The organism is Nocardia mexicana NBRC 108244, from assembly GCF_001613165.1.
GTDB lineage: Bacteria > Actinomycetota > Actinomycetes > Mycobacteriales > Mycobacteriaceae > Nocardia > Nocardia mexicana.
Map to the genome: position 1 here is coordinate 1 of NZ_BDBV01000023.1, position 26,309 is coordinate 26,309.

Annotated in this window: 31 protein-coding genes; 17 read left to right on the forward strand and 14 right to left on the reverse strand. The window is 69.3% G+C overall.

Translation table 11 applies throughout. The features are described from left to right. Positions 1–1,482 (reverse strand): DoxX family membrane protein (locus tag NM1_RS44435; protein WP_068016967.1); only part of this gene is annotated, 1,482 nt, incomplete at its 3' end. A 91-nt stretch (positions 1,483–1,573) separates the two neighbouring features. Then, entirely contained in the window at positions 1,574–2,059 is a 486-nt protein-coding gene (locus tag NM1_RS09745) for a universal stress protein (RefSeq protein WP_068016972.1), read from the reverse strand. Between the two features lie 129 nt (positions 2,060–2,188). On the opposite strand from NM1_RS09745, the gene NM1_RS09750 reads away from it, so the two are divergent. Next, positions 2,189–2,704, forward strand: a complete 516-nt coding sequence (locus NM1_RS09750; protein ID WP_068016975.1) for a gluconokinase — start codon at positions 2,189–2,191, stop codon at positions 2,702–2,704. 27 nt (positions 2,705–2,731) lie between these two features. On the opposite strand, the gene NM1_RS09755 is transcribed toward NM1_RS09750, so the two are convergent. Next, complete coding sequence (locus tag NM1_RS09755; RefSeq protein WP_068016978.1) at positions 2,732–3,163, reverse strand: MarR family winged helix-turn-helix transcriptional regulator; 432 nt, start codon at positions 3,161–3,163, stop codon at positions 2,732–2,734. Beyond that, entirely contained in the window at positions 3,153–4,529 is a 1,377-nt protein-coding gene (locus NM1_RS09760; protein ID WP_068016981.1) for an MFS transporter, read from the reverse strand. Before NM1_RS09760 ends, NM1_RS09755 begins: the two co-directional genes overlap by 11 nt. 106 nt (positions 4,530–4,635) lie before the next feature. Here NM1_RS09760 and NM1_RS09765 point away from each other — a divergent pair, with 106 nt between their 5' ends. Further along, positions 4,636–6,060, forward strand: a complete 1,425-nt coding sequence (locus NM1_RS09765; protein ID WP_084519328.1) for an amino acid permease — start codon at positions 4,636–4,638, stop codon at positions 6,058–6,060. Positions 6,061–6,095: 35 nt separating this feature from the next. Here the strand turns inward: NM1_RS09765 and NM1_RS09770 are convergent, their stop codons facing one another. Next, positions 6,096–6,452 (reverse strand): hypothetical protein, encoded by a 357-nt coding sequence (locus tag NM1_RS09770; RefSeq protein WP_068016983.1) that lies wholly within the window; start codon positions 6,450–6,452, stop codon positions 6,096–6,098. Positions 6,453–6,602: 150 nt separating this feature from the next. Between NM1_RS09770 and NM1_RS09775 the strand changes: the two genes are divergently transcribed. After that, on the forward strand, positions 6,603–6,887 hold the full coding sequence (locus tag NM1_RS09775) for a hypothetical protein (RefSeq protein ID WP_068017028.1): 285 nt from the start codon (positions 6,603–6,605) through the stop codon (positions 6,885–6,887). 17 nt (positions 6,888–6,904) lie between these two features. On the opposite strand, the gene NM1_RS09780 is transcribed toward NM1_RS09775, so the two are convergent. Next, positions 6,905–7,657 (reverse strand): TetR/AcrR family transcriptional regulator, encoded by a 753-nt coding sequence (locus NM1_RS09780; protein WP_211339303.1) that lies wholly within the window; start codon positions 7,655–7,657, stop codon positions 6,905–6,907. Positions 7,658–7,775: 118 nt separating this feature from the next. Here NM1_RS09780 and NM1_RS09785 point away from each other — a divergent pair, with 118 nt between their 5' ends. The 3 genes from NM1_RS09785 (at position 7,776) to NM1_RS09790 (ending at position 10,168) form a co-directional block, all read left to right on the forward strand. Then, entirely contained in the window at positions 7,776–8,951 is a 1,176-nt protein-coding gene (locus tag NM1_RS09785) for a DUF418 domain-containing protein (RefSeq protein ID WP_068016986.1), read from the forward strand. Positions 8,952–9,007: 56 nt separating this feature from the next. After that, positions 9,008–9,178 (forward strand): hypothetical protein, encoded by a 171-nt coding sequence (locus tag NM1_RS42120; protein ID WP_157123880.1) that lies wholly within the window; start codon positions 9,008–9,010, stop codon positions 9,176–9,178. 90 nt (positions 9,179–9,268) lie between these two features. Beyond that, the gene (locus NM1_RS09790) at positions 9,269–10,168 is read left to right on the forward strand and encodes a class I SAM-dependent methyltransferase (RefSeq protein WP_068016989.1); all 900 of its coding nucleotides are present in this window, start codon (positions 9,269–9,271) and stop codon (positions 10,166–10,168) included. Here NM1_RS09790 and NM1_RS09795 read toward each other — a convergent pair. From NM1_RS09795 to NM1_RS09805, 3 genes are all read right to left on the reverse strand, one after another. Beyond that, the gene (locus NM1_RS09795; RefSeq protein ID WP_068016991.1) at positions 10,149–10,724 is read right to left on the reverse strand and encodes a TetR/AcrR family transcriptional regulator; all 576 of its coding nucleotides are present in this window, start codon (positions 10,722–10,724) and stop codon (positions 10,149–10,151) included. The genes NM1_RS09790 and NM1_RS09795 overlap by 20 nt on opposite strands. Before the next feature lie 94 nt (positions 10,725–10,818). Continuing rightward, a complete protein-coding gene (locus NM1_RS09800; protein ID WP_068017034.1) occupies positions 10,819–11,100 on the reverse strand; it encodes a hypothetical protein in 282 nt (93 codons plus the stop codon). Between the two features lie 123 nt (positions 11,101–11,223). Next, the gene (locus NM1_RS09805; RefSeq protein WP_068016993.1) at positions 11,224–11,421 is read right to left on the reverse strand and encodes a hypothetical protein; all 198 of its coding nucleotides are present in this window, start codon (positions 11,419–11,421) and stop codon (positions 11,224–11,226) included. 464 nt (positions 11,422–11,885) lie between these two features. Between NM1_RS09805 and NM1_RS09810 the strand changes: the two genes are divergently transcribed. Together NM1_RS09810 and NM1_RS09815 are read left to right on the forward strand one after the other, a co-directional pair. Next, positions 11,886–12,119, forward strand: a complete 234-nt coding sequence (locus tag NM1_RS09810; protein ID WP_068016995.1) for a DUF397 domain-containing protein — start codon at positions 11,886–11,888, stop codon at positions 12,117–12,119. 92 nt (positions 12,120–12,211) lie between these two features. Then, positions 12,212–13,102: a Sco1979 family transcriptional regulator gene (locus tag NM1_RS09815; RefSeq protein WP_068016998.1), complete on the forward strand. Its 891-nt coding sequence runs from the start codon at positions 12,212–12,214 to the stop codon at positions 13,100–13,102. Between the two features lie 152 nt (positions 13,103–13,254). Here NM1_RS09815 and NM1_RS09820 read toward each other — a convergent pair whose 3' ends face one another. Then, positions 13,255–13,506, reverse strand: coding sequence for a hypothetical protein (locus NM1_RS09820; RefSeq protein WP_084519330.1), 252 nt, complete (start codon positions 13,504–13,506; stop codon positions 13,255–13,257). 473 nt (positions 13,507–13,979) lie between these two features. Between NM1_RS09820 and NM1_RS09825 the strand changes: the two genes are divergently transcribed. Continuing rightward, entirely contained in the window at positions 13,980–14,516 is a 537-nt protein-coding gene (locus tag NM1_RS09825) for a DUF4142 domain-containing protein (protein ID WP_068017003.1), read from the forward strand. A 67-nt stretch (positions 14,517–14,583) separates the two neighbouring features. Here the strand turns inward: NM1_RS09825 and NM1_RS09830 are convergent, their stop codons facing one another. Both NM1_RS09830 and NM1_RS09835 read right to left on the reverse strand, forming a co-directional pair. Continuing rightward, entirely contained in the window at positions 14,584–14,928 is a 345-nt protein-coding gene (locus tag NM1_RS09830; RefSeq protein WP_246010752.1) for a hypothetical protein, read from the reverse strand. Between the two features lie 155 nt (positions 14,929–15,083). After that, positions 15,084–16,577 carry an FAD-dependent oxidoreductase gene (locus NM1_RS09835; RefSeq protein ID WP_068017006.1) on the reverse strand — a complete coding sequence of 498 codons (1,494 nt, stop codon included), beginning with the start codon at positions 16,575–16,577 and terminating at the stop codon, positions 15,084–15,086. A gap of 183 nt (positions 16,578–16,760) precedes the next feature. On the opposite strand from NM1_RS09835, the gene NM1_RS09840 reads away from it, so the two are divergent. The 3 genes from NM1_RS09840 to NM1_RS09850 all read left to right on the forward strand — a co-directional run bounded on the left by NM1_RS09840 (position 16,761) and on the right by NM1_RS09850 (position 20,136). After that, positions 16,761–17,267: a DUF6328 family protein gene (locus tag NM1_RS09840; RefSeq protein WP_068017039.1), complete on the forward strand. Its 507-nt coding sequence runs from the start codon at positions 16,761–16,763 to the stop codon at positions 17,265–17,267. 96 nt (positions 17,268–17,363) lie between these two features. After that, positions 17,364–17,615 carry a microaggregate-binding protein 1 gene (gene mbp1, locus NM1_RS09845; protein WP_068017042.1) on the forward strand — a complete coding sequence of 84 codons (252 nt, stop codon included), beginning with the start codon at positions 17,364–17,366 and terminating at the stop codon, positions 17,613–17,615. 184 nt (positions 17,616–17,799) lie between these two features. Further along, entirely contained in the window at positions 17,800–20,136 is a 2,337-nt protein-coding gene (locus tag NM1_RS09850; protein WP_246010750.1) for a phosphoketolase family protein, read from the forward strand. Between the two features lie 15 nt (positions 20,137–20,151). On the opposite strand, the gene NM1_RS09855 is transcribed toward NM1_RS09850, so the two are convergent. Then, entirely contained in the window at positions 20,152–20,979 is an 828-nt protein-coding gene (locus NM1_RS09855) for an aminoglycoside phosphotransferase (RefSeq protein WP_114699391.1), read from the reverse strand. 703 nt (positions 20,980–21,682) lie between these two features. Between NM1_RS09855 and NM1_RS09860 the strand changes: the two genes are divergently transcribed. From NM1_RS09860 to NM1_RS09875, 4 genes are all read left to right on the forward strand, one after another. Beyond that, a complete protein-coding gene (locus NM1_RS09860; RefSeq protein WP_068017015.1) occupies positions 21,683–22,081 on the forward strand; it encodes an STAS domain-containing protein in 399 nt (132 codons plus the stop codon). A 92-nt stretch (positions 22,082–22,173) separates the two neighbouring features. After that, a complete protein-coding gene (locus NM1_RS09865; RefSeq protein ID WP_068017016.1) occupies positions 22,174–22,851 on the forward strand; it encodes a PAS and ANTAR domain-containing protein in 678 nt (225 codons plus the stop codon). Between the two features lie 304 nt (positions 22,852–23,155). After that, a complete protein-coding gene (locus tag NM1_RS09870; protein ID WP_068017043.1) occupies positions 23,156–23,587 on the forward strand; it encodes an ATP-binding protein in 432 nt (143 codons plus the stop codon). Continuing rightward, positions 23,577–24,374 carry an RNA polymerase sigma factor SigF gene (locus tag NM1_RS09875; protein ID WP_068017046.1) on the forward strand — a complete coding sequence of 266 codons (798 nt, stop codon included), beginning with the start codon at positions 23,577–23,579 and terminating at the stop codon, positions 24,372–24,374. The genes NM1_RS09870 and NM1_RS09875 overlap by 11 nt, the downstream gene beginning before the upstream one ends. Before the next feature lie 91 nt (positions 24,375–24,465). Here NM1_RS09875 and NM1_RS09880 read toward each other — a convergent pair whose 3' ends face one another. Next, the gene (locus NM1_RS09880; RefSeq protein ID WP_068017019.1) at positions 24,466–25,410 is read right to left on the reverse strand and encodes a hypothetical protein; all 945 of its coding nucleotides are present in this window, start codon (positions 25,408–25,410) and stop codon (positions 24,466–24,468) included. 244 nt (positions 25,411–25,654) lie between these two features. On the opposite strand from NM1_RS09880, the gene NM1_RS09885 reads away from it, so the two are divergent. Further along, positions 25,655–25,909: a hypothetical protein gene (locus tag NM1_RS09885; RefSeq protein WP_147288817.1), complete on the forward strand. Its 255-nt coding sequence runs from the start codon at positions 25,655–25,657 to the stop codon at positions 25,907–25,909. Positions 25,910–26,309: the final 400 nt, after the last annotated feature.

A 26,309-nucleotide genomic window follows, 5' to 3' on the forward strand; every position in this document is an offset into this window, starting at 1 on the left:
CCGCGTGCGGGCGGTGAGATCCGCCCCCTGCTCCTGCGCCGCCTCGGCCCATTCGGAGCCGCGATCCTGCGCCGCCTCCAGCAGTTCGGCACCGCGATCCTGCGCGGTCTCCAGGAGTTCGGAGCCGCGGTCCTGTGCGGTCTCCAGGAGTTCGGCACCGCGTTTGCGCGCGGTCTCCGCGAGGTGCTGGCCGCGATGCCGACCGGCCGCGGCGAGTTCGGCCCGGCGTCGTTCGGCCCGTCCGCCCCGTTGCTGCGCGGTCCGCGCCAATTCGGCCCGGCGCCGTTCGGCTTTCGCGGCCCAGTCCGTGCCGCCACCCCGCCGCCGTGCCGCCTGGACGCCCCGATGGCGGCGCGCCGCCGCGGCCAGCTCGCCCCCGTGTTCCCTTGCGAGATCGGCATATTCACCGCCGCGATGCTGCGCCGTCTCCGCGAGATCGGCCCCACGGCGCTTGGCCAGCTCGGCCCACTCACCCCCGCGCTGCGCCGCCGTATCGGCCAATGCGCTGCCGCGGTGCTTCGTTCGTTCGGCGAGTTCCTCGGCGCGATGCTGCGCGGTCTCGACGGCATCCGCACCGCGGTGCCTGGCCCGCTCCGCCCACTCGCCCGCGCGGACTTCCGTGGCGTCGGCCAATGCGCTGCCGCGGCGCTTGGCGCGGTCTGTCCAGTCAGCACTTCGCTGTTCTGCCGCGTCGGCGAATGCGCTGCCGCGGTGTTTGGTTCGTTCGGCGAGTTCCTCGGCGCGGTGCTGGGCGGTCTCGGCGAGGTCGGCGCCCCGGTGCTTGGCCTTCTCGGCCCAGTCGGCGCCGCGATGCTCGGCCGCCTCGGCCAGCTCGCTGCCGCGGTGCTTGGCCTTCTCGGCCCACTCGCTGCCGCGGTGCTGGGCCCCCTCCGCGAGGTCCGCACCGCGGTCCTGGGCGGCCTCGGCGGTCCGTGCGGCGGCGGCAAGGGCCACGTCGCGGCCGTGTAAGGCCTGCTGCTGCAGGCGTTCTCGCCATGCCTCGCCGGTGCCGAGCGGCAGGGCGGTGGCGGCGCGGTGCGCGGCGCGGCGGCCGCGCCAGCCGAGGGACGGTTTGCCCTCGGTGTCGGCCGCCGCAATCATCAGCCCGCCCAGCAGTCCGAGGTCCTTGAGGAACGCGGCGCGCTTGGTGGCGCGGCGGTCCGGATCGGGCTCGTTCCAGAAGTCCTGTTCGGTCGCGGTGGCGGGGACCACCGTCGCCGCCAGCACCAGCGCGGACAGCCGCGGAACCCGGCCGATCGCCAGCAGCACTCCGGCCCCGACCTGGGCCGCGGCATTGACGCGCACCACCTGCCCCGGATCGCCGGGCAGCTTCGCGGCCAGCTGCGGTGACAGTTTCTGCTCGCCGCGCGCCACCAGGGTCGCCGCGACCTTGGTGCGCGGCTCGGGGTGCATCAGCGTATCGACCCCGTCGACGACGAAGGTGGTGGCCAACAGCGGGCGGGCGAGTCGGCGAATGATCATGACGAGAACCCTTTCCTCGAGGCTGTTCCGGCGGGTTCCCGCAGTTGGGCGGGTCAAACGCGGGCGGGCCGGGAAACCCGCCCGATCCGGCTCAGGGCACGACGGTGACCGGCCAGCGGCCCGCCTTCACCAGCCGCACCGCGACCGAGCCCACGAGCCGGTGCCCGGCCTTCTCCGACGCACCGACGACCACCGCGTCCGCCTTGAGTTCGTCTGCCGCACTGGCCAACCCGGTGTACGCATCGCCGCGCCGGGTGAGAAATTTCCAGCGCGTCGCGTAGACGTCGCGGACGCGTTCGGCGTGCTCCTGAATCTGCCGGGCCAGATCGTCGGCCATCTCCGCGGTGACGCCCTGCACGTCGGCGCCGTAGGCGCCCGCCATCGCCATCCACGGCTGCACGTAAACCATTGCCAGCAGCGCGCTCTGGCGTCGTGCGAGCCCGGCGGCATAGGCGGCGGCACGCCACGAGGCGTCGGATCCGTCGATGCCGACCATGATCACATTCGGTCCGTCGGTACCCAGTTCGAAGCCGGACGCCGCGCTGGGCGCCCATTCCGGTGTCTTCTCCTCCGCCACGTATTCGAGCCTAGAGCAGGCCGGTACCGGGTCGCGGACTCGATGGCGGCGGTGCGTCACGGTCCTGCGCGCGCGAGCGCCCGTCGGTAGCCGAGCGTGTCCCGGATCGGCGGGGCTACTGTCGGGCTCATGGCCGACAAGCGATCAATCGTCGTGATGGGCGTATCCGGCGCCGGGAAGACGACCGTCGGTGAGCGGCTGGCCGCGGCGCTGGGCGTCGAGTTCGCCGACGGCGACGAGTTCCACCCGGCGGCGAACGTCGCCAAGATGTCGGCCGGAGTCCCGCTCGACGATGACGATCGGTGGCCCTGGCTCGATGCGGTCGGCGCCTGGCTGGCACGGCACGACGGCGGCGTGGCGGGCTGTTCGGCACTGAAACGCGTGTACCGGGACCGGCTGCGGGCGGCGGCTCCCGGCGTGTTCTTCGTCGACCTGGAGGTGCCGCGTGCGGAGTTGGAGCGGCGGTTGACCACGCGCAGCGGGCATTTCATGCGGGTGCAGATGCTGGATTCGCAACTGGCCATCCGGCAGCCGCTGGGCCCCGGCGAAGCCGGGATCACCGTCGACGGATGTGCCGACATCGCCGACCTGGTGCACGAGGTGATTGCGGCCGTGGACCGACCCGAATACCGGCGCGCCGATTGAACGGCGCGGCGCCGGAACCCGCCCGGCTCAGTGCTCGAGCTTGCGCAGCAGGTCCCGCAGGCTGCGCAGGTCGGCGGGGGAGAGGGTGCTCAGGGACTCCGGCGCGGGATCCGGTGTCGCCAGGGCGGCGGCCAGGACCGCGCGCCCGGGGTCGGTGATCGACACCAGCTTCGAGCGCCGGTCCGCCGGATCGATCTCGCGCACCACCAGGCCGCGCTCCTCGAGATCGTTGACGTTGACGGTGGTCGCGGGCGCGTCCATGGTGGCGGCGTGCGCCAGTTCCTTCACCGTCATCGGGCCCTGGCGCAGCCGGCGCAGCACCCGAATCCTGCTGAACGGCATGCCGGTTCGAGCGACCACCGCCCGCTTCCACTGGTCGCGCGTCTCCCACGCGACATGGGTGAGCAGCCGCCAGACCTCGTCGGCGGTCGGTTCGTCCGGCGGGTGGCTATCCGACACTGGCAGGGACCTTCTGTTCGAGCAATGGGGCGACCCGGTCGCGGGACCGCTCGGCCCACCCGGTGTTGGCGGCTACGCCGAGGACGGCGATGCTCGCGGCGAGCGCGGCCAGCACCCACCACAGGCTCGCGCCGGTCAGCAGGCCACACAATGCCACACCGATGCTGACGCCGACCTGGCGGCTGGTGGAGGCCAGCGCCGCGGCGGCCCCCGCCCGGTCGGTCGGCATCCCGCTCACGGCCGCGGTGGTGATCGGCGCGTTCACCATGCCGAATCCGATGCCGAACACCCCGAACATGATGATCAGCTCCCATACGGGAGTGTCGGCGTGCAGGCCGGTCAGCAGGATCGCGGCGGCCGCCATGAACGTCCCGGCCACGAGCAGCGAGGGCCGGGTGCCGTACCGCCCGACCAGCCGACCCGACAGCGGCGAGAAGATCAGCATGCCGATCGCCATCGGCAGGTACAGCAGCCCGGTGTGCACCGCCGAATAGTGCCGCGTGTCCTGCAGATACAGCGACGCGCTGAACAGGAACGCGCCGAGCCCGGCGAATGCGCACACCGCGATCACGGTGGCCGAACTGAACGGCACGCTGCGGAAGAACCGCAGATCGATGAACGGCGACGGATGCCGCCACTCGTGGAATACGAACGCCGCCAGGGCGATCGCCGTCACCGCGAATACCAGCGGCTGCCGCTCGATCAGCCCGAAGACGAGCGTGAACATGACGACGATGGCCAGCCCCTGCCCGATCCCGTCGATCCCGCGCATCGTCTGCGATTTCGTCTCCGGCACGTAGATCGTGGTCAGCACGAGCGCGGCCGCGCAGATGGGCAGGTTGATCCAGAACACCGACTGCCAGCCCAGCGTGTCGATCAGCCCGCCGCCGACCATCGGCCCGAGCGCGGTCGAGATGCCGACGACCGCGCCCCACACCCCGACCGCGCGGGCCCGCTCGACCCGGCCGGTGAACACGGTGGTGATGATCGACATCGCCACCGGGTTGAGCATGGAGCCGCCCACCGCCTGCACGAACCGCGCCCCGACCAGCACCTCGATGGTGGGTGCCAGGCTGCACAGCAGCGATCCGACGGCGAAGGTGGCGAGCCCGATGCGGAACACCCGCTTGCGCCCGAACCGGTCCGCGGCCGCCCCCGACAGCATCAGCAGGCTGGCGAGCGTCAGGGTGTAGATGTCCACGATCCACTGCAATCCCGACAGCGACGCGTCCATATCGACGCGAATGGTGGGAATCGCGACGTTGACGATCGTCGCGTCCATGGACGAGATCAGCAGGCTCAGGCAACACGTCACCAGCACGATGGTCTTCCGGCGCGCGCTCAACCCCTCAGTAGTTGTAAGCACACAATGATTGTGGATTCACAACTATCTTCTGGCAACCGTTTTCGTTGTGCGGTGAGTCACGATGTCGGCAAAACACCGTTAACAAGGTCGCGGTAGCGTGCCGGTCATGACGACCGACCGCAATACGGCGGCGCCGAGCGCGCCACCTCTCGCGACCGCGGGTGAAGAAGAGGGCTACAAGCGTGGCCTGAACCCGCGCACCATCCAGATGATCGCCATCGGCGGTGCGATCGGCACCGGCCTGTTCTACGGCGCGGGCGGCGCCATCGAGCAGGCGGGGCCCGCGCTGATCCTGTGTTACCTGGCCGCCGGGCTCGCGATCTTCGTGATCATGCGAGCGTTGGGTGAGTTGCTGACCTACCGTCCGGTGTCGGGCAGCTTCGCCGAGTACGCCAACGAGTTCCTGGGCCGCTTCGCCGGTTTCGTGACCGGGTGGACCTATTGGGCGGTGTGGGTGGCGACCTGCATGGCCGAGATCACCGTCGCGGGCAAGTACGTGAAGTACTGGTTCGCGGTGCCGGAGTGGTTGACGGCTTTGGTGGTGCTCGGTGTCCTGTTCGCGGCGAACTTGATCTCGGTGAGGATCTTCGGTGAGGGCGAGTTCTGGTTCTCCGCGATCAAGGTGACCGCGATCGTGGCTATGATCCTGATCGGAATCGGGGTGCTGGCCTTCGGGTTCGGGCACACCGACCATTCGACGGTGGCGAACCTGTGGGAACACGGCGGCGTGTTTCCGAACGGGTTCGGGCAGGCGATGCTGGCGTTGCAGATCGTGGTGTTCGCCTATGTCGGTGTGGAATTGGTGGGTGTGACCGCGGGTGAGGCCGAGAATCCCCGCAAGACCTTGCGGAAGGCGATCAACACGCTGCCGTTGCGTATCGGCCTGTTCTATGTGGGCGCGCTGATCATCATCATGTCGGTGGTGTCGTGGACCGAATTCCACGAGGGCCGTAGCCCGTTCGTGGAGGTGTTCGCCCAGATCGGCATCCCGGGCGCGGCCGGTTTGATCAACTTCGTGCTGCTGACCGCCGCGCTGTCGTCGTGCAACTCCGGCATCTACTCCACCGGGCGGATGCTGCGCAGCCTGTCGCTGCGTGAGGAGGCGCCCGCGGCACTGTCGGGGCTCAGTAAGCGGCAGGTGCCCTACGCGGGCATCGTGGTCTCCGCGGCGATGATGGTGATCGGCGTGATCGTCAACGTCATCTCGCCGGACAAGGCGTTCGCCTACATCACGTCGGTGTCCACGATGGGCATCATCTTCGTGTGGGGCATGATCCTGGTCTGCCACTTCCTGTATCGCGCCAAGGTGCGCCGCGGGGAACTGCCCGCCAGCGACTACCGGCTGCCGGGCGCACCGGTGACCAGCGCACTCGCCCTCGGGCTCCTCGGCCTGGTCGTGGTGCTGCTGTTCTTCACCGACAGCGGGCGCACCGCACTCATCGTCGGCGCGGTCTGGGCGGTACTGGTCTGCGCCGGATACCCGATCGTGAACAAGCTCGTGCACCGCCGCGAAACGGCAAGCGCCGCATAGTATCTCGGCCAGGTGGGACGGCGGCCGGTGGCGATTCAGCCTCCGGCCACCGTCGAACCGAGGGCCAGGAAGGCCAGGGTCACCGTCATCAGGAACCAGCCCGCGCCCTGCCAGATCGGCCAGGCGAGGTGCCGTTTCCACACGTGGTAGGTGGCGATGAAGGCGCCGACCGTCCCGATCATCAGGACCGCTCCGGGCGCCGCGAGAATCGTTGCGCGGGAAGCGGTATCGCAGAACATGCCGGCCGCGGCGGCACACGGCTCTCGTCGTCCGGCCCAGATCGAGACCGCCGCGCCGACCAGTACGGCGATCGCGAGCACCCCGGCGACGTAGGCGGCGGCCCGGCGGAACATGCCAGGGTCGTGCCAGCGCTTCTCGACGTCGTCGATCATTCGTATCACCTCCTCACCGCAGTGGTACCCGGTGCCGAGTGGCGCATCCCGCCATCGGCGAGAAAGATCCACGACGGCCGGTCGCTGCGCGGTCCGGTAGCGGCGATGGTTCCCGTGACGAATCGCTATGCGTATACGTATACTGTTCCCATGTTCGATCCCCTCAGCCTCGCCGTCGGTGCCGGGCTGCTCGCTGTCGGCTGGGTCTGCGGCCGGATAACTCGCGGCAGGCGCTCGGCCACTTCGTCCGCGCGCTGCGGGTGCGGTCATGATCTGGCGTTGCACGACCGGGAGTCCGGCAACTGTCATGCCGAGATCTTCCGCAAGACCGGGCACGGGCTGCGCGCGTGGGTCGGCTGCAACTGCCGGCGATACACCGGACCGACGCCGCTCGAAGACGTTTTCGCACCGCCGCTGCTGCCGCCGACGTCCTGAGCCGAGCGAGCATCGGCTCACCGGCGGCCGCGAGCGAGTGCCGCCGCGATACCGTCGAGAACGACATCCAGCCCGAAGCGGAAATCCGCGGCCGCCATGTCGTGATCCGGCTCGACCGACTCCGGAAAGGGGTTGGCGGCGAACAGTTTCGCGGACTCCGGGAAGCGCTCCGCATCGATCAGCCGGGCGAGCGCCGCCCCGTACTCGTGCTCGACGTCGGCCTGATCGCGCCCGCCGCGGGACGCCAGCATCTGCTGCTCGGTCAGGCAGGCCTGGCGCACATATCCGCCCAGCGGCATCAGCAGACCGAGTTTGGTGGCCCAGTCCAGATCGGCGCCGCGCAGCGCGCGCAGCTGCGCCTCCATCCAGCCGATCATGTTGGGACCCTGCGGAGGTCCGGAGATCGGCACATGCAACAGCCAGCCGCGGCGGGCGTAGCGCTCGCGCAGGGCGAGGGCGCATTCGGTGAGTGCGGCCCGCCACTGCCGGGGCGCCCGGCGGATATCGGGGGGCGCCCCGATGGCCTCGTCGGCCATCAGCTCCAGTAGCTGCTCCTTCGAGCCGACGTGACGGTAGAGCGCCATCTTGGTGAAACCCAGTGTCTGCGCGACCTTTTCGAGCGTGACGGCGGCCAGCCCGCTGCGGTCGGCCAGGTCGATCGCGGCCGCGACGACCTGATCCACATCCAGGACGGCCGGGCGCCCCTGCCGCTGTGGCGGGGGCAGGCGCCACAGCCGCGCCAGTTCGGCCGGGATCGCCTGCTCGCTCACCGCTGATCTCCTCGCATCGGGATCCATCTTGGCACCGGCCTCATGCCCGATATAGTATCCGATAGAAAGTATCCATCGGATAGTAATTGCCGCGGGACGGTCCGGCGAGAGGGAATCAATGGCTCATCAGCGCATTCAGGATGTCGATGCGCTGCGCGGGTTCGCGTTGCTCGGCATCTTCATCGTGAACATCACCTTCATGGCCTCGGGATACCCGGGGAATCTGGTCGACGATCCGGCCTACTCGGGCGCGCTGGACGAGGCGGTGCGCGGCGCGATCGAAATGCTGGCGAGCATGAAGTTCTACCTGCTGTTCTCGTTCCTGTTCGGCTACAGCTTCACCCTGCAGATGTCCGCCGCCGCGCGGGCCGGGGCCGCCTTCCGGCCGCGCATGCTGCGACGCATCGCCGGGCTGTTCGCGTTCGGGGTGCTGCACATCGTGTTCATCTACGGCGGTGACATCCTCGCCACCTATGCGATCGCATGCCTGATCCTGCTGGCGCTGCGGGGTATCGGAGACCGCACGGCGATCCGGATCGCCTGCTGGATCTTCGGCGTCGTCGTGGTGTTCACCGCGGCCGCCGGGCTTCTCGTCGACACCTCGTCGTTCCTGCCGTCGGCCGACGAGGCGCGCGCGAACGCGGCCGAGCAGACGCAGGCGATGCTGGGCGGATGGGCCGACATCATCGGCCACAACCTCTCGGGGCTGCCGCTGCTGGTGATGCAGTCGCTGTCGCTGCAGGGCCCGACCGCGCTGGCGATGTTCCTGCTCGGCATGGTCGCCGGACGCCGCGGACTGCTGGACCGGGTGCGCGGCGATGAGCCCGTGCTGCGCCGAATCCAGTGGATCGGGTTCCTGCTCGGACTGACCGGGGGCCTGGTGTACGCGCTGGGCGGCGGTCCGGCGAACACCCTCGCCTCGGCCGCGGGGATCGCGAGCGCGCCGCTGCTGTCGGCGGCGTATGTGGCGACCCTGCTGCGGGTGATGCACCACCCGCGCGGCGCAATGCTGCGGCGGGCGCTGGCCCCGGCCGGGCGGATCGCCCTGACGAACTATCTCGCGCAGTCGGTGATCGGCGTGTTCGTCTTCACCGGAATCGGCCTGGGCGCAGCGGGTTCGATCTCCCCGGCGGGACTGCTGGCGCTGGCGTTCGCGATCTTCTGCGGGCAGCTGGCACTGAGTGCGCTCTGGCTGCGCCGCTTCCGCTACGGCCCGGCCGAGTGGGTGCTGCGCTGGATCACCATCGGCCACCGCCCCGCGCTGCGCGATCGATCGCCCGTCGTCTCGGCGTAAGGCATGACGCCCGATGCGCCGGTAGGATGTGGGCACGTTGTCGGAAGGGGGACTTCATGTCGTCGAGCAATCACCGGAATCAGGCGGACGATCCGCGCGCCCGCTGGCGTCACCTGCCCGCCGAGCCCGCCCGCTATACCGAGGAAACCCACATCGATGGGAGTTCGTCCGGGTACACGGTGCCCGCCGTCGATCCGACCCAGGACTTCATTCGCCTCTACGGCTAGTGAAACCTGCTGGCGTGTCCCGGGATTGCGCGCGGGCGCGGGCGATATGTCCGGATGCTCACGCGGCGCGCGCCAGGTAGGTTGTCGATCATGCGTACCGAGGGAGATGCCTGGGATATCAAGACCGGGGTCGGGTCGACCGCGCTGTTCGTCGCCGCGGCGCGAGCGTTGGGCGGCGACGAGGAGCAGGCCCTGGCGGAGGATCCGTTCGCCGAGGACTTTCTGCGTGCCGCCGGAGACGAATGGTCGGCGTTACTCGACGGGGAGGCACCCGGGCACCCACTCGTCGCGACCGAATTCGGCCGGGACTTCCAGGAATTCCAGATCGCCCGCACCAAGTACTTCGACGACTTCTTCCGCGACGCGACGGCGGCCGAGGTGCGGCAGGTGGTGATCCTGGCCGCCGGGCTGGACGCCCGCGCCTATCGCCTGCCGTGGCCCGACGGCACCGTCGTCTACGAGCTCGATCGCCCGGAGGTGCTGGAGTTCAAGCGGAACGTGTTGGCGGACAACGGCGACAAGCCGCGCACCGATCGGCGCGAGGTCCCGGTCGACCTGCGTGAGGACTGGCCGCAGGCCCTGCGCGACAGCGGATTCGATCCGTCCGTGCCCACGGCGTGGCTCGCCGAGGGGCTGCTCATCTACCTGCCCGCCGCGGCCGTGGAGCACCTGTTCGAGAGGATCGAGTCGCTGAGCGCACCGGGCAGCCGGGTGGCCATCGAGCAGATGGACACACTGCCGGAGGAGGCCGCCGCCGCGCTGGCCGAGCAGCCCGACGAATCGGACAACCCGGGCGGCGAGTGGCTCCGGCTGATATACAACGAGCCGCGCAGTGAGGCCGCCGCCTGGTTCACCGCCCGCGGCTGGACCGGCGAGCGCGTCGACGTCCCGGAATACCTGCGCGCGCACGGCCGCCCGGCACCGAGCCCGGAGCAGTCCGGTGCGCTGATATCAACACTGGTCAGTCTGGTTACTGCGGTTCGTCCCTGATTCCGGCCCGCTCGAAGATGTCGAGGGCGATCGACACGGCGGCCTCGCCGCACTGGGCGTCGGTGAGATCGAGGTCGCCCATCAGGCCCACGCTCCACGACACCGCGGCCAGGGCCTGGCGGGCATGGAATACCGCCATCGGCGCGTGGTCGGGCTCGGTCATCGCCTCGGCGACCGAGCGGAACTGGTAGCGCAGGTCGGCACCGACGCCCAGGCGGCGGAAGGCGGCCTGGTTCTCGTACATGAATCGCGTCATGTCGCGCCCGGTGTCGTGCAGCACGGCACCGTAGCGGCGCAGGATCTCCCGGCCGGTGGCGCGCCCCGGCGGCTCGGCGGCCGCCCAGGCCAGGATCTCGTCGACGCCCGCGCGCAGGTCGTCGGCGAGGCTGACGACGATGTCCTCCTTGGCCCGGAAGTGGTAGTAGACGGCGGCCTTGGTGATGCCGAGGCGTTCGGCGATCTCCCGGATCGACGTCCGCTCGTAGCCCTGGGCCGAGAACAGCTCCATCGCCACCGAGCGGATCTTGTCCCGGGTGTCGGTGCGCCGACCTGCCACCTACCGCCTCCACTCGCTACTCGCCCGACCGGTCGGCACGAGCCTATCGCCCCCGGTGCCGAGCGGCGGCCGAGGTGGGGGAGCGGTTCGAAAGCTACTGTCCCAGAATCGAATTCATGATAGTTCCGGCGCTGGTCGCCAGGACCCCGCCGATCAGTGCGCCCGCCACCATCTTCGGCGATTCCAGTTTTCCGCCGCTCCACTTCTCCCAGGCGAACTTGCCACCGGCGTAGATGATCGCCGTGGTGCCGGACAGTAGGACGAACCATGTGAAGTATCGGACCAGCTTCAGGATCTTGTCCGCGGCCGGAGGCGTCTCCGGCGTCGGGTTCATCACCTGAGCCAGGATGATCTCATGTGCGGCTTGGAGGATCATGATGCGCTCGTTCCGCGCGACGACAGTCGTCCCCTCCATGGTAGAGCCCGGACGGGGCCCGCGGACGGCACGGATCCCTTGCCCGCCCGCACCTTTGGCGTTCAGCGGGCTTGACGGCGGGCGCTACTCGTCGTCGAGACCTGCGGAAAGGAACGCCGCCGCGGCGATCCACTGCCGGCAGCCGAGATGACGATCGTGCGCGCGCAGAATCGTGCGGGCGCGCGGATAACTGAGATTGCGAGGTTCGTCGGCGCAGTCGTCGGAGCCATCTGAGCCGGCAGCGGATGCGCGGGTACCGGAGTACTGCAGAAGCTGGTTCATGAGATGCCTTAGGCCGTTCGCGGAGGGTCGTGGTCGAGCACGACGTGGCGCGGGGCTTCCGAACGATCCGGCGCTCTCCGGCCATTCTCGTCGGGACCGAGTTTAGGCCGCTGCATCGTGCAGATGCAAGTACATCTGCACAGTCGGCGACCGGGTGTCGAGGGTCTTTATGCCCTCTCGCCGCGGGGCGATGGTCGGCGCGGTGGGGACATCATTCGGACATAAACAGACTGGTCGGATGAAAAATATCGCCCGATGCCCGGCGACCGGCGTGGATGACGGGTCAAGATCAAAGCTATTGCCGCTCTTACGGTTCCGGTACATCGGAGGGGTCGATCGCTGGCAACTGGCGTGCTATCGTCTGAGTGTCGGTTTCAACTGTAAGAACATTTGCGCGAACATATGCAAACACCGGCCCGCCGCACCTGGCGGCGGGGCCGACATCACCTAGCAGGGAGACAGCAATGACCGATACAACAGCGATGGGTGTTGGTCGCCCGTCTGAACTGAGTTGGCGCAAGAGCTCGTTCAGCAACCCGAGCGGAAACTGTGTCGAAGTGGCCAATCTGGCCAACGGTCTGATTGCCGTTCGCAACTCGCGCGACCCCGAGGGCGCGGTGCTCGTCTACACCCGCCCGGAGATCGACGCATTCCTGCGCGGCGCGAAGAGTGGGGAGTTCGACGATTTGGCGGGCTGAGCGGTAGCATTGGCATTCGGCGCGGTGTGGTTCGCGACGAGATGCGGTCGAGGCCCCACTGCCGATGACCGTCGAGCATCGGAGTAGGACTCATGATCGCAGAACCCGTTCGGATCGGCCACGCGGAATCCCTTGTCGCCGACCGCGGTCCGACTGCGCTTCGGATCGCGGTCGGGGGACAACTCCGCAAACTTCGTGAGGACGCCGGTATCACCCGCGAGGGTGCGGGCGAGGCCATCCGCGGCTCGCACGCCAAGATCAGCCGGCTCGAGCTCGGGCGTACCGGATTCAAGGAACGCGACATTCGGGATCTGCTGACGCTGTACCGCGTGGTGGATCCCGATCAGCGCGAGATGTTCCTGGATCTGGTTCGGAAGGCGAACCAGCCGGGGTGGTGGCATCGCTACAGCGATCTTCTCCCGCCCTGGTTCGAGACCTATCTCGGGCTGGAGCACGCCGCGAAGTCGATCAGAACGTTCGAGGCGCAGCTGATTCCCGGTCTGTTGCAGACCGAGGAGTACATGCGCGCCGTGGTGGCGCTCGGCCACGAGAACTCGGAGACGGCGCGCCGTGTCGAGCTACGCAGGCGGCGGCAGGAGATCCTCGAGCGCCGCGGCGGTCCGACGCTGTGGGCCGTGATCGACGAGGCCGTGCTGCACCGGCCCATCGGCGGTAAGGATGTGCTGCGGGCACAGATCGAGCACCTGATCGAAATGTCGGCCCGGCCGAACGTGACGATTCAGGTGCTGACGTACTCGGCGGGTGGTCACGCCGCGGCCGGTAGCTCCTTCACGATGCTGCGCTTCGCCGAGCAGGAGCTGCCCGACATCGTCTATATGGAACAGCTGACCAGTGCGCTGTATCTGGATCGGCAGCAGGATCTGGAGCTGTACCGGCAGGTGATGGACCGCCTCAGCGTGCAGGCCGAGGCGCCGGCGCGCTCGCGCACGGTATTGAAGGATGCCGTGGCAGAGCTGGGGTGAAGTCCAGGCTGGGGTGAAACCCAGCCTGCATCGCCACTGCACCAACCGATGACAGAGGCGGTACCCGAACGATGAGAGCGACCGTCAGCGCTGGGCCGACGGTCGCTCAGCGTGCATATCGTCTCGGTAGGCCGCGGACGGCCGCTGCCGTATCACTGCCGGATACAGCTGGACGCGATGCGCCAGAAGGCTTCCGGTTGCATCGAGTGGAAATCCCAATCGTTCACCAGGGCATGCGCGGTGGCGACGATGCGATCGATATCGAAGTCGTCGCGAGTGGCCGCGCCCGTGGCTTCGACCGCATCGATGACGAAACGTGTTGCGGTTTCCCGCGAGTAGATATGCTGCTCAGGCCGGTCCCTATCCATAAGTCCGAGCCGACCGAGACCCATTGGCTGGTTCATTCGAGCCCCTGACGCCAGGCCGAGGGAAAACCGAAGCAACTTTTTTTACCTCAGGTTCGCCCAACGGCTCACTGGTAGTCCCCTGTACTGCCTTGCAAAATGAGTTTAAGTCGGTGTAGCGAGCAGATGCAAGTACATCTGCAACATCGAATATGCAGTCGCAGAGTGTATTTCGGGTGCTGGGTAGTTGCTATTCGTTGCCGTTACCCGGATCGGATTGCTCGACCGGTCCCGGTCGGGGAGGCCGGGCATGCCGTCGCACGTCAGCTGGATAGCGATGATGGCCGTGTCGGAGGGGTGCGACACGCGAGGGCGCGCGATCTTGCTGTCCGGTTCCAGGTATTTGCGGGCGTGCGAAGGGTGTGCGAATGCGGTTCGAGAAAGTTTCGTTTCCGCGTGCGGACGCCGTGCGTAGCCGTGTCGATGGCGGGCAATCGCGAAGCAGGGGAGCCCGTTTCGACGAAGGAGGAAGCATGCGAACGCTGCGACGGATACCGCTGCGACGAGTACTGACCGCGAGCGCGTCGGTACTGCTGCTGGGATCCGGTGCCGCGGGCGTGGCAGGTGCGGAACCTGCGGCGACGCCGGTGGACCGGGATTTCCTGATGACCGCGCACCAGTCCCATATGGCCGAGATCGCGATGGGTGGCCGGGCGAGCGCCATGGCGTCGTGCCGGGAGGTGCAGGAGCTGGCGCCGACGCTGATCGCCGACCACACGCGCCTTGATGGAATGGTGACGTCGGCGGCCGCCCGCAACGGCGTCGCGCTGCCGGTGCTGCCGACCGCGGATCAGGCGCAAACCTTCCTCGGCACGGCACCGAAGACGGGCCGCGACTTCGATATCGCGTGGCTGCAGGCGCAGGAGCAGGGACATACCGCCGCGCGGCGGAACGCCGAACGCGAACTGGCCGCGGGCGGGTCGCCGGACGTGCGGGGCGTGGCCGAACAGTCCGCGCCGCTCATCGAGGAGCATCTGGAGGAGGTGCGGGAGGCACTGGCCGAGTGCTGAGACATCGCTGATCACCCGCCCGCCGGTCGCTGTTCGGCGGGCGGGTGTTTGCGAGGGCCGGGCGAGGTCAGTGGCCGCCGGGATCGGGTAGCCGGTCGCCGTCGCGGGAGCGGATGCGGCGATGCTCGGCGGCGACGAGGACGCCGCCCGCCACGAAACAGGCGACGGTGGCCACGGCGCCGAGCACGGTCCAGCCGATGAATCCGTATCCGGCCGCGGTGAGCGTCGCGGCGAGGGCGATCAGGCCCACTCCCACGAGCGTCATACCCGGCCAGTTGCGGGCATCGGCGACGGATTCACCGGCGCGCGAGCGGCTGGTGCGCCGGGTGTCGGGGGAGTAGCGGCGGCGGCGACCGGCGCCGGGCAGGTCGGAGAACGTGGGATCGGTCGGATGCTTGGATATGCCGGGCATCAGCGTGTCCTTCCTGTGTGGTGCCGCGCGCCGGGCGGTCCGACGCCGCCGCAGCGAGTGCGTGAGATCCGCTGTGCGCGAGGCACACTCGTTCGCGCATGGCACGGTCCGAATCGGTCCGAACCATGGTGGGGACCTACCCGATGTGTCCGGGGTTAATCGCCGTCGGCATCGGCGGCCGCGCGGGTGGCGGGGCCTTCCAGCACGGTGCCGTCGGCGGCGAACCGGGATCCGTGCAGCGGGCAGTCCCAGGTGTGTTCGGCGTCGTTCCAGGTGAGAATGCCGCCCAGATGCGGGCAGACCGCCGAGATGCGGCGGGTGTGGCCGTCGACCGTGCTGACGGCGGTCGGTGACCAGCCGCGGCGGTCGATGCGTCCACCGCCCTCGGGTGGCGGGTCCGAGCCGGTCCGGCGCGGAGCGAGGGCACCGGCCCAGCCCGTCGACAGCCGTGCCCCCACCGCACCGTTGTCGCGCAACAGCGTGGGAAGCGCGGCGAGTTCTCGCGGATTCCACGTGGCGAAGGCGGACGCCCACGCGGGCCGTTCGCCCACGATGTCGCCCGCGAGCACGTGGGCCGCGGCGACGGCGTTGGCCAGACCCCACTTGGCATATCCGGTCGCCACGAGAACACGGTGGCCGCCGGGACGGATCGGCCCGGCGTAGGGCAGCTGGGCGGTCGGCCGGTAGTCCTGGGCCGACCAGCGGTACAGCGGTTCGGCGGTCGGGAACCAGGTGCGGGTCCAGGAGGTGAGCTCCTCGGCGTGCGCGCGGGCCGAGCGGGTGCGGCCGACCTCGTGACCGTTGCCGCCGACCAGCAGCAGATCGCCGCGTTCGTCGGGCACGTACCGCAGCGAGCGCACGGGGGTGTCGGCGCTGAGGTACATCCCGCGCGGCAGCGGCTCGGAGACCCGGAAGGCGGCGGCGTACGAGCGCTGGGCGGAGAGCCGGGCGAAGAAGCCGCCGCGATCCAGAATCGGTGTGCCGGTGGCCAATACGACGGTGTGCGCCGCCACGTCGCCCTGATCGGTGTGCAGCACGTGATCGCCGCCCGCGCGGGCGCCGTGTACCCGGGTGCCCTCGAAGATCGGCACACCGCGGGCGTCGAGGTCGGCGGCGAGCGTGTCGATGACGGCGACCGCGTCGAGCTGGGCCTGATCGTCCAGCCGGACGGCGCCGTGGTTCGGGAAGGGGACGCCGAGATCGTCGACGAAATAGGTGGGCAGCCCGGCCTTTCGGGTCGCCGACAGTTCGGCCCGGACCAGCTCGGTGTCGTCGACGGACTGGACGTAGGTCACCGCGGCCTCGCGCTGCACGGGGACGTCGTGCTCGGTGCAGTAGCGCAGCAGCCACTGCTGTCCCGCGCGATTGGCGGCCAGGTAGTCGCGCAGGGCCGCGATGCCGTGCCGGCGGGCGATGGCGCTCGCGCGGGTGCCCTGCAGCAGGCTCACCTTCCCGGTGGTGTGCCCGGTGGTCACCGCGCCCAGGCGGCGGGCCTCGAGGACCGCCACCTCCACGCCCTGTTCGGCCAGCAGCAGCGCGGTGGCCAGGCCGGTGAGCCCGCCACCGACCACGACCACGTCGTAGCGGTGACCAGGGGTGAGCGGTGGACGGACGGGGGGACGGAAGGTGTGCAGCCAGATGGACGTCATGTATTCGGGTAGCCGGGATCCCGGGGCCGAAACGTCGGCGTGGGCGGCGTTCCGGTTGCCGATTGAGTGCCCGCGGGGCGGGTACGCGACCAAGGCAACGACGAAAGGAACGGCAATGCCGAGGAGGAATCAGCGCATCCGCTCGCACAAGGGCCCGGGTACGGCCCGCGCGAAATCGCCACTGTGACCGGCGATCCGGCGGAAGGTGGCTGGAACTGGCAGGCACGGCACGAGACGGAGACGCAGCGGCTGGATCGGCAGTGGGCCACCCTGATCCAGGAGACCCGCGTCGTGCAGACCGGTGTGCAACTGCTGACCGGCCTGCTGCTGACCGTGCCCTTCCAGGAGCGGTTCGAGGACGTATCGACCCCGCTGCGATGGCTGTACCTGGCCACGGCGACCGCGTCGGTCGCCGCGACGGTGTTCCTGGTGGCGCCGGTGTCGGCGCACCGCATGCTGTTTCGCCGACATCGGTTGTCGCGGGCGGTGGCCGATGCGCATCGGTTCGCGATCATCGGTCTCGCCCTGCTCGGTCTCGCCCTGACCGGAGTCATGGTGCTGATCTTCGGTTTCGTGGCGGGGCCACCGGCGGGTGCGGTCGCGGGCGCCGCCTTCGCCGTCCTGTTCCTCGCGGTCTGGGTGGTACATCCGTGGCGACAGCGACGCGCGTCCGCCCCCCGTGACGAATGATGGTATGAATCACACTGGGGCACAGCGTGTTTCGAGTGGAACTGCCCGGGTAGCACCGGAATGCCCATGATGAACGACATTCTGGAGGTGAATGTCATGACCGAGCACGAGAAGAAGAGTGGCGTCCGAGAGGGTATCGAGGGCGTCGTCGAAGGCGCCAAGGGCAAGGCGAAGGAGACCGCCGGAGCGGTCTTCGACAACGACTCGCTGCGCGAGGAGGGCCGCGCCCAGCAGGAACGGGCCGACTCGGAGCGCGAGGCCGCCAAGCGGGAGGCCCAGGCCGAGAAGGAGCGGACCAAGGCCGACCTCGAGGAGGAGCGTCAGCGCGCGTACCAGCGTGACAACTGACCCTCGCGATACCCGTGAGATACCGGTTGCCCGGCAGTATTGCCGGGCAACCGGTCCGTTCGGGGGCCGGACGTGTGAGCGACGGGACCGCGGGTACCGCCGGAACAGGTCCGTTTCCCGGCTTCGCGGCGTGCGCCGAGCACGACCGTCGCCGGGACCGACAACCGCGGAGGGAGTGGGAACCGTGACGCCTGCCGGTGAGCTGGAACTCGTCGACGCGTGGTGGCGGGCGGCGAACTATCTGTCGGCCGGTCAGCTGTACCTGCTGGACAATCCGCTGCTCACCGAGCCGCTGCGGGCCGACCACATCAAGGGCAGACTGCTGGGGCACTGGGGCACGGTGCCGGGTCTGACCCTGACCTACGCGCACCTGAACCGGCTGATCGCGCGCGATGGCCACTCGATGCTGTTCGTGGCCGGACCCGGGCACGGTGCCGCTGGGCTCAACGCCGCGGCGTGGCTCGAGGGCAGCTTCGGCGAGTGCCATCCCGGCGCGGCCCAGGACGCCGCGGGAATGCGAGAGTTGTTCCGGCAGTTCTCATTTCCCGGTGGCGGGCCGAGTCACGCCTCGCCGCACCTGCCCGGTTCCATTCACGAGGGCGGGGAGCTGGGCTACTCGCTCGCGCACGCCACCGGCGCGGCGCTGGACAATCCGGGCCTGACGGTGGCATGCGTGATCGGCGACGGCGAGGCCGAGACCGGGCCGCTGGCGGCGAGCTGGCACGCGCCCGCGTTCCTGCACCCCGCCGAGGACGGTGCCGTGCTGCCGATTCTGCATCTGAACGGCTACAAGATCGCCAATCCGACGGTTCCCGGCAGGATGCGCCGGGACGATCTGGTCGCACTCCTGCGCGCGCACGGCTGGGCGCCGGTAGTGGTCGCGGGCGACCATCCGGCGAAGGTACACGAGCAGTACGCCGCCGCGCTGGAGGATGCGCTCGATCGCATCGGCGACATCCGGGCCGGGGCGCGGACCGAGCGGCCCATGATCATCCTGGAGACCCCGAAGGGGTGGACCTGCCCGGCGCGGGTCGACGGCGTGGCGTTGGAGGGCACGTGGCGGGCGCACCAGATCCCGCTCGACGAGGTGCGCGACAACCCGTATCACCGTGCGCTGCTGGAGGAATGGCTCCGGTCCTACCATCCGGAGGAGCTGTTCACCGCCGCGGGTGAGCCGGTCGCCGCGCTGCGCGACGCGTGCCCGCGCGGCGAGCTGCGGATGAGCGCCAATCCCCATGCGCACGCCCGCGACAGCGTGGATCTGCGGCTGCCCGGCGCGGCCGCGCACGCGGTGCGGGTGGACGCGCCCGCGACCCGGCGGGCCGAGGCGACCTCCGTGCTCGGCGGGTATCTGCGCGACGCGCTGACCGCCAATCCCCGTCGGCTGCTGTTCTTTTCGCCGGACGAGCACTCCTCCAACCGGCTGGACGCGGTACTCGAGGCGACCGGAAGGCGCTGGCAGCTGCCGACCCACTCCGGCGAGGAGGGGCTGGCCCCGGACGGCCGGGTGTTCGAGGTGCTGTCGGAGCATCTGTGCCAGGGCTGGCTGGAGGGCTACCTGCTGACCGGGCGGCACGGGGTGTTCTCCACCTACGAGGCCTTCGCGCACATCGTCGACTCGATGGTGGTGCAGCATGCCAAATGGTTGCGTTCGGCCTCGGAATATCACTGGCGCACACCGATTCCCAGCCTCAACTACCTGGTGACGTCGCATGTGTGGCGGCAGGATCACAACGGCGCCTCGCACCAGGATCCCGGGTTCATCGACCATGTGCTGAGCAAGCGGCCCGAGGTGTGCCGGGTGTACCTGCCGCCGGACGCCAACTGCCTGCTGCACGTCTTCGACCACTGCCTGCGCGGGCGGGGCCGGGTGAATGTCGTGGTGGCCGGGAAACAACCTGCGCTGCAGTATCTTTCGTTCGAGGAGGCCGAGGATCACTGCGAGCAGGGGCTGGGCGTGTGGAGCTGGGCGGGAACCGACGGCGACGGCGCTACCGACGCGGTGCTGGCCTGTGCGGGCGACGTCCCCACCCAGGAGGCCCTCGCGGCGGCGGCGCTGCTGCGAAAGCTGGTCCCGGACTTGGCCGTTCGCGTTGTCAACGTGGTCGATCTGGCCCGGCTGTTCCCGCCGGACCGGCACCCGCACGGGATCCCCGACAGCGCCTACGCCGAGATCTTCACCTCGGACCGGCCGGTCGTGTTCGCCTTCCATGGATATCCGTGGCTGATCCACCAGCTCACCTACCGCCGCCCCGGCCACGATCGGCTGCACGTGCACGGATTCCACGACAAGGGCACCACCACGACCCCGTTCCAGATGTGCGCGATGAACGGCATCGATCGCTACCAGTTGGCCCTGGCGGTCCTCGAACAGGTGCCCCGGATGGCCGAGCGCCTCGGCCACCTGCGCGGGCATCTGCTCCTCCAGGTGCATCGCAATACCGTCCACGCGGAGCGGACCGGCCGCGACCTGCCGGAGATCACCGATTGGGAGTGGCCGGGGGCCGGGACCCGGCGTTGAAACCCGGCGCGGCTCTCAGTCCCGGAGCCGGTGTGCCGCCCACTTCCGCGCCGAATCGCGCAGGCCGTGGGTCCAGATGTTGGGGTTGCGGTTGGCGGTCGCGGTCCACTCGGCGGCCAGGGCGGTCGCGAACGCGCGCAGGTCGCGGTCGTCGGCGCGGTGCCAGGACGGCACCCGGGCGGCCCATCGCTCGGAGGTGGCCGGGGTGTGCCCGGCGAAGATCAGCCACACGATCCAGCAGCACGGGTCGATCCAGGGCGCGCCGCGGGTCGCCCACGGCCAGTCGACCAGCCGGGCGCCGGTTTCGGTGACGATGACGTTGCTGTAGTTCCAGTCGGTGTGCAGCAGTGCCTCGCCGGCGAACCGCGCGCCGTCGGCGGGATCGTCGAGGTAGGCCCCCCACCGCACCTCGGCGTCCTTCAACTCGAGGTCCGCGGGAGAGGACAGGCGGCCGAGCGCCGCCATTGCCGCCGCTGTCGCCGCGAGATCCGCGTCGACGCGGTAGTCGGCCAAGTGTCCTGCGATGTAATCGAAGCCGAGCAGATCCCAGCCACCCGACGCGATCTGCCAGCGCAACCGGGGGCCGATCGGGGTCACCTGCGGCCCGAGCGCGGCCTCGCGATGCTGGGTCCACACCTCGGGGTTGTCGGCGCGCATGCCCTTCAGGAAGGTACGGCCGTCGGCGGTGTCGATCACCACCGCGAGGTGACTGCTGAATCCGGCGATGACCGATTCGGCGCGCAGCACCGGGCCGGTGACCGCCTCGACCGCGGCTCGGGTGACGGCGGGGAGTTCCTCCCAGCTGCGGCGCTGCGACGACGTCTGCGCCCGATCGACGGTCACTACGAACATCTACCTCGAAACGGGCACGGTAGCAAGCGAACTCACACATCGAACGAATCCCGCCGGGATGTGCGTGCAGGTGTACGTGCAGCATCCGGTGCGGCCGGGTGAATTGTGCTGTGGTGCAGCCATATTCGTCGAACGACCAAAGATCCGGAACACCCGGGTGGCCGCCGGGTCAGGTGGCCCCCGGCTGTGGCATCCCACCGCCGGTCGCCCCGGGGCGGAGGGGCCGTGGTTCGCAGGGCCGCCCCCGCGGTGCTTCGGGCGGAAGGTGTCCGAGACAAGCGCGACTGTGCCGACGTCTTCGGGTTCTGCGTCGGTTTCGGGGCCTGAATGGTGGCGCCGGGTCGGATTGCGCCGGGGTTCACGACTGGGTCAAGGCCACTCCCGAAGCCGGATCACGCCGCCTCGGGGCTGTTTGAAAGTGATGGCGAGAACCCTGAAACAGGCAGCGCGGCAAGGCATTCGGAGGGGGCGGGCGAGTCGTTCGATGGCCGTTTCCGGCGCGATTCCGTCCTACCGGCAATGACAACCGGCGCGTCCCGTGACACAATATAGCCAGGTTGAGACTACAGCCGACCCCGGTTCGTGCACGGAGTTGTTCGAAGCAGCCGGTCGACGGTCAGTAGGAACTACCGATTCGTCGTTCGGCACTCTCCGCGCTGGAGCTGGCAAGCCCATTGCACGGGAGGCTCTAGTTATGTCTGCGATTGCCGTTCTGGAACGCCGAGTCGAAGAAATGCCGGACCCGGGTGGCGGCGCCGCCCGTCCCTCGCACATCCGTGATCGGCGGCGACATTGCACGATCGTCCGGATCGAGGGCGAGCTCGACGCCTCCGTTGCCGGAGTGTTCCACAAGGCGCTCGGCCAGGCCGTCACCGCCAGCTCGCACGCGGTGGTCCTGGATCTCCGCTGGACCCGGTTCCTGAGCATCGGGATGGCGCGGTCGCTCGCCACGGCCAAACTCGCCGCCGCGGCGACCGGCGTAGACCTGCGCATCGTGGGCGAACGCCCCGAGGTGGAGCGGGTACTGGAGGTCACCGGCAGGCGACCGCTGTTCCGTCGCTATTCCTCGGTGCAGGCGGCGCTGACGGCGTAGTAATTCGAATCCGCGCGGTGGGACCGGTGCGACACGCACGCAGTCCCACCGTTCCGTTCGTCGCTTTCGTCGCGAGCGCGGATACTCATGGAGTGACACACAGTGGGGAGTTGTCCCCGGACGATGCCAGACAGATCGAACGCGTGATAGGTGCCGGAACGCCGCAGAGCGTGGGCAGTTTCCGCTTCTGGTTCACCGACCAGCGGTGGGAGTGGTCCGACGAGGTGGCGGCCATGCACGGATACGAGCCGGGTTCGGTCGTGCCGACCACGGAGCTGCTGCTCGAGCACAAACATCCGGAGGATCGGGAACTGGTGGCCACGACACTGGCCCGCGCCATCGACAGGGCGGAGCCGTTCTGCAGCCGCCACCGCATCATCGACACGATAGGGCAGACACGCCACGTGATCGTGGTGGGTGACCAGCTGCTCGAGAACGACGCGATAGTCGGCACCACGGGCTACTACGTGGACGTGACCGAAACCCTCGACGAGCATCGGCAGGAGACCCTCAGCGGCGCGCTGCCCGAACTGTACGAGGCGCGGGCCGTGATCGAACAGGCCAAGGGCGCGCTGATGCTGGTGTACGGCATCAGCGCCGAGCAGGCGTTCCGTGTGCTGACCTGGCGGTCCCAGGAAACGAACGTCAAGCTGCGGGCGCTGGCTCAGGAGCTGACCCGGCAGATGGTGGGGCTGGGCGGTGGGCCCGCCGAGGTGCGCACCCGCTTCGATCACCTGTTGCTGACCGTGCACCAGCACTTCGACCTCTAGCCGAGTGTGCGTACGTTTCGGGCTCACGACATCGGGTACGCCGCGCAGTGATACCGCCGCCTGACGTAGAGAGGCCGTGCGCCGTGGCATACCCTTCCGAACCGATCCGCCCCGCGCCGGGCGCGGGGCGGGGCGTGTCCGGTGATCCGGTGCGGGCGGCGGATCGCGACGTGCGTGCGGGGGTGGACACCAACACCCGAGGGCAAGTGGTCGGATCATGGACTTGACGTCGAACGGTTGGCGCGACGGCAGGGGTCCGCGGGCCCTCGCCGGGTTCACCGGTTGGGAGGAGAGACAAGTGTCGATGAGTGAATGGGTTGCCAGGTCCCCGGTGCAGACGTCGAGCGTGGGCATCCGGGTACCGGCCGACCTGAATCAGCTCACCATGTTGCGCGCGCTCGCCGAGACGGTCGCGCTGATCGCGGATTTCGCGCTGGACGAGGTCACCGATATCCGGGTCGCGCTGGACGAGATCGCCACCGCCCTGATCACCGAGGCGGTGCCCGCTTCGACGATCGACTGCGATTTCGGCTACGACGACGGTGCGATGACGGTGCGCGTGACGGCGGTCGCGGGCGTCGAGGACGCGTTCGACGAGGACGGGTTCAGCTGGCATGTGCTGCGGACCATCACCGATGACATCGGTGCTCGGACGGAACCGTTCGACACCGAGCGCAACGGGTATCCGGTAGCCGTGGAATTCAGCCGTGCACGAGGTGAGGCCGATGGCGGATGACCGGCGCGGCCGGCGCCATCGCGGCGGCGACAGCTATGACAACATCGAACCGGTATTCGCCGAGCTGGCGGCGGTCGAATCGGATGATCCGCAGCGGGAAGCGTTGCGGGAGAAGATTATCGGGCTGTGCCTGCCGCTGGCCGACCATATCGCCCGCAAGTTCTCCGGCCGCGGCGAGAATTTCGACGATCTGCTGCAGGTAGCCCGGATCGGGCTGGTGCAGGCGGTGGACCGCTTCGACGTCACGCGCGGCTCGTCGTTCCTGTCGTACGCGGTGCCGACGATCATGGGCGAGGTGCGCCGGCACTTTCGCGACAACACCTGGGCGGTGCGGGTTCCGCGGCGTACCAAGGAGATTCAGCTGTCCATCGGCGGTGCGATCGATGCGCTGGCCCAACAGCTCGGCCGATTGCCGAAGGCTCGCGAGATCGCCGCCGAACTGGATGTGGATCTGGTGGAGGTCACCCAGGCGCTGATCGCGGGCAACGCGTATCAGATGTCCTCGCTCGAGGCGGTGACCGCCGACGACGGCGAGAACACCCCGCTGCCGCTGCGCGATGTGCTGGGAGCGCCGGAGCCGAAATACGATCGCGTGGAGGAATTCATGGCGGTCCAGCCCCTGATCGCCGACCTGCCCGACCGCGAGCAGCAGGTCCTGATCATGCGCTTCTTCGAATCCAAGACGCAGACCCAGATCGCCGACACCCTGGGCATCTCCCAGATGCACGTCTCCCGCATCCTCGCCAAGACCCTCACCTGGCTCCGCGAGGAAGCCCTACGCGACTGACCCTCCGTTCCCGCACCCCCTGCCGGTTCCCGCACCGGTTGCACGCGCCCGCAGGGGGTGCGTGGGCGAACACGGGGTGCGGGAGTTCGGGTCAGCGCATGGTGGGTTCCGGTGGGAAGGGGTCGTGGGGGTTCGGCGGGGACGGAAGAGGTGGGTCCGGCGGTCGGCCGGGTGGTTCCGGATCGGGGTTGGGCCGTGGGGGTTCAGGGTTCGGATCCGGCCGCGGCGGTTCCGGGTCGGGGCTCGGCCAGGGCGACCCCCCGTATCTCTCCGGCACGAGTGGCTCGGGGTTCGGGTTGGGCCACGGTGGTCCGGTGTAGCGGTCCGGGAGGGGGAGGCCCGGATCCGGCCAGAGTATTTCGGCGTAGGGGTTCGCCAGCGGGGATCGGAGATCCGGGTGTGGTTGGGGCGGTAGGGAATTGGGTGCCGCAAGTGGTGGGCCGGGGTTGGGGACCGGCCCGGAGGGGCCGGGGGTCGGCAGCGGGTCGGGCGGACCGGAATCGGGAATCGGGCCCTGCGGGCCGATATCGGCGATCGGGCTCGACGCCTCGTACTCGGGGACTGCCGGTCCGGCGCCGTGGTGCGGGATCGAGTCCGTGCCACCGGGACCCGGGAGGGGGTCCGGCGGACCTGGATCGGGAACGGGTTCCGGCTGTCCGGGGTCGGGGATCGGGCCCGGCGGCTCCGGCTCGGGCGGCAGCGGGTCCGGGACCGGTGAGAACGGATCCGGCGGGACGGGGTCCGTCGGCGTGGGACTGGGAACGGTGAACTCGGGCCGGCTGGGGTCGGGGGTCAGGCCCGGTGGCTCCGGCAGCGAATCGGGGGCCGGTGGCGCGAACGGGTCCGGCGGTGCGGGGGTGGGAGCGGTGAAGTCGGGCCGGACCGCGTCCGGTGGGAGGTCGGTGGTCGGTTCCGGTGTGATCTCGACGGTCGGTGTCGGTGTGCGCACGTCTATGGCGTTGCCGCGCGCGGCCTGCAGTTCGTCGGTCAACTGCTCGTCGCGGCGAGGGCTGTGTGCGGGGCCCTGGCTGTCCATGTGATGCCTCCTTCGACGAGGTCGTCGCGTGCCGGAGGCGCCGCTACCCTGTACCGCGCCGCGTGCTCGGTTCGCCGGCGATCTCGGCGGGACCGGGCGCGAGGCAGCCCGAGTGGTCGGTCGGCTCGCGGGCACGTAGTGGCCACGTGGGCCGGATACCCGACGATCGCCCGTGCAATCATCGTGTTCGACCAGGTCCCGAGCCCGTGTGTTTCGCTCGCCCGGACCCGGTAACCCGGTGATCATGAGTGATCAGCACGGTGACGAACGCGTGCCCGGGCCACCGGACCCGATCGAATGGCAGGACGTGTCCAGTACCGCGGAGCATCTGGACGAGGACGAACTGGATGCCGATCCGCTGGAGGAGGGCGTCGAGCCGCCGGAGGGCTGGGCCGCCGCGGATCGCTTCGGCACCACGCCGAACGAGCAGCGCGAAGGACCCGTGATCGACGATCGGCTGGCCGCGGAGGAACCGGACGTGTCGCCGGGGGAGCCGTGAATTGTTCCCGGTACCAAGCTTTTCCGGTACCGGCTATGAGAACGACCAGAGGTGACCGCTCGGTTCGCGGGCGTACCGGCGCCGCCTTACCGTAAGTGCATGCAGCGCGTACGGCGCGCTGCCGGTGAACATCGTTGTTCCCGATCGTGCGCTCGCCGGGGCAGCCAACCCGCCAATCACCCTGCTCTGCGAGCGCCTGCCGCCGCGACGTGCGGACGCGTCGAGCAGGGACCCCAACGACTCCCTCCTGCTCCGACCCCAAACGCAGCTGCCGGGCGGCGGTGCGCCCACCGGACGGATACCGCTCATCGTCCGTCCGGTGGGCACCCTCCTTGCTTCAGGCGCCGCGATAGCTGCGGGCGACGAGGGCGGAGCGGAGGTACCAGAGTCCGCTGGCTTG

What these genes read in the sequence shown, in the direction of transcription:
- NM1_RS09750 (WP_068016975.1), top strand. Translation starts at nt 2,189, where the DNA reads ATGGCCGACAAGCGATCAATCGTCGTGATGGGCGTATCCGGCGCCGGG.
- NM1_RS09765 (WP_084519328.1), top strand. Translation starts at nt 4,636, where the DNA reads ATGACGACCGACCGCAATACGGCGGCGCCGAGCGCGCCACCTCTCGCG.
- NM1_RS09770 (WP_068016983.1), bottom strand. Translation starts at nt 6,452, where the DNA reads ATGATCGACGACGTCGAGAAGCGCTGGCACGACCCTGGCATGTTCCGC.
- NM1_RS09775 (WP_068017028.1), top strand. Translation starts at nt 6,603, where the DNA reads ATGTTCGATCCCCTCAGCCTCGCCGTCGGTGCCGGGCTGCTCGCTGTC.
- NM1_RS09785 (WP_068016986.1), top strand. Translation starts at nt 7,776, where the DNA reads ATGGCTCATCAGCGCATTCAGGATGTCGATGCGCTGCGCGGGTTCGCG.
- NM1_RS42120 (WP_157123880.1), top strand. Translation starts at nt 9,008, where the DNA reads ATGTCGTCGAGCAATCACCGGAATCAGGCGGACGATCCGCGCGCCCGC.
- NM1_RS09790 (WP_068016989.1), top strand. Translation starts at nt 9,269, where the DNA reads ATGCGTACCGAGGGAGATGCCTGGGATATCAAGACCGGGGTCGGGTCG.
- NM1_RS09800 (WP_068017034.1), bottom strand. Translation starts at nt 11,100, where the DNA reads ATGATCCTCCAAGCCGCACATGAGATCATCCTGGCTCAGGTGATGAAC.
- NM1_RS09805 (WP_068016993.1), bottom strand. Translation starts at nt 11,421, where the DNA reads ATGAACCAGCTTCTGCAGTACTCCGGTACCCGCGCATCCGCTGCCGGC.
- NM1_RS09810 (WP_068016995.1), top strand. Translation starts at nt 11,886, where the DNA reads ATGACCGATACAACAGCGATGGGTGTTGGTCGCCCGTCTGAACTGAGT.
- NM1_RS09815 (WP_068016998.1), top strand. Translation starts at nt 12,212, where the DNA reads ATGATCGCAGAACCCGTTCGGATCGGCCACGCGGAATCCCTTGTCGCC.
- NM1_RS09820 (WP_084519330.1), bottom strand. Translation starts at nt 13,506, where the DNA reads ATGAACCAGCCAATGGGTCTCGGTCGGCTCGGACTTATGGATAGGGAC.
- NM1_RS09825 (WP_068017003.1), top strand. Translation starts at nt 13,980, where the DNA reads ATGCGAACGCTGCGACGGATACCGCTGCGACGAGTACTGACCGCGAGC.
- NM1_RS09830 (WP_246010752.1), bottom strand. Translation starts at nt 14,928, where the DNA reads ATGCCCGGCATATCCAAGCATCCGACCGATCCCACGTTCTCCGACCTG.
- NM1_RS09835 (WP_068017006.1), bottom strand. Translation starts at nt 16,577, where the DNA reads ATGACGTCCATCTGGCTGCACACCTTCCGTCCCCCCGTCCGTCCACCG.
- mbp1 (WP_068017042.1), top strand. Translation starts at nt 17,364, where the DNA reads ATGACCGAGCACGAGAAGAAGAGTGGCGTCCGAGAGGGTATCGAGGGC.
- NM1_RS09860 (WP_068017015.1), top strand. Translation starts at nt 21,683, where the DNA reads ATGTCTGCGATTGCCGTTCTGGAACGCCGAGTCGAAGAAATGCCGGAC.
- NM1_RS09870 (WP_068017043.1), top strand. Translation starts at nt 23,156, where the DNA reads ATGAGTGAATGGGTTGCCAGGTCCCCGGTGCAGACGTCGAGCGTGGGC.
- NM1_RS09875 (WP_068017046.1), top strand. Translation starts at nt 23,577, where the DNA reads ATGGCGGATGACCGGCGCGGCCGGCGCCATCGCGGCGGCGACAGCTAT.
- NM1_RS09880 (WP_068017019.1), bottom strand. Translation starts at nt 25,410, where the DNA reads ATGGACAGCCAGGGCCCCGCACACAGCCCTCGCCGCGACGAGCAGTTG.
- NM1_RS09885 (WP_147288817.1), top strand. Translation starts at nt 25,655, where the DNA reads ATGAGTGATCAGCACGGTGACGAACGCGTGCCCGGGCCACCGGACCCG.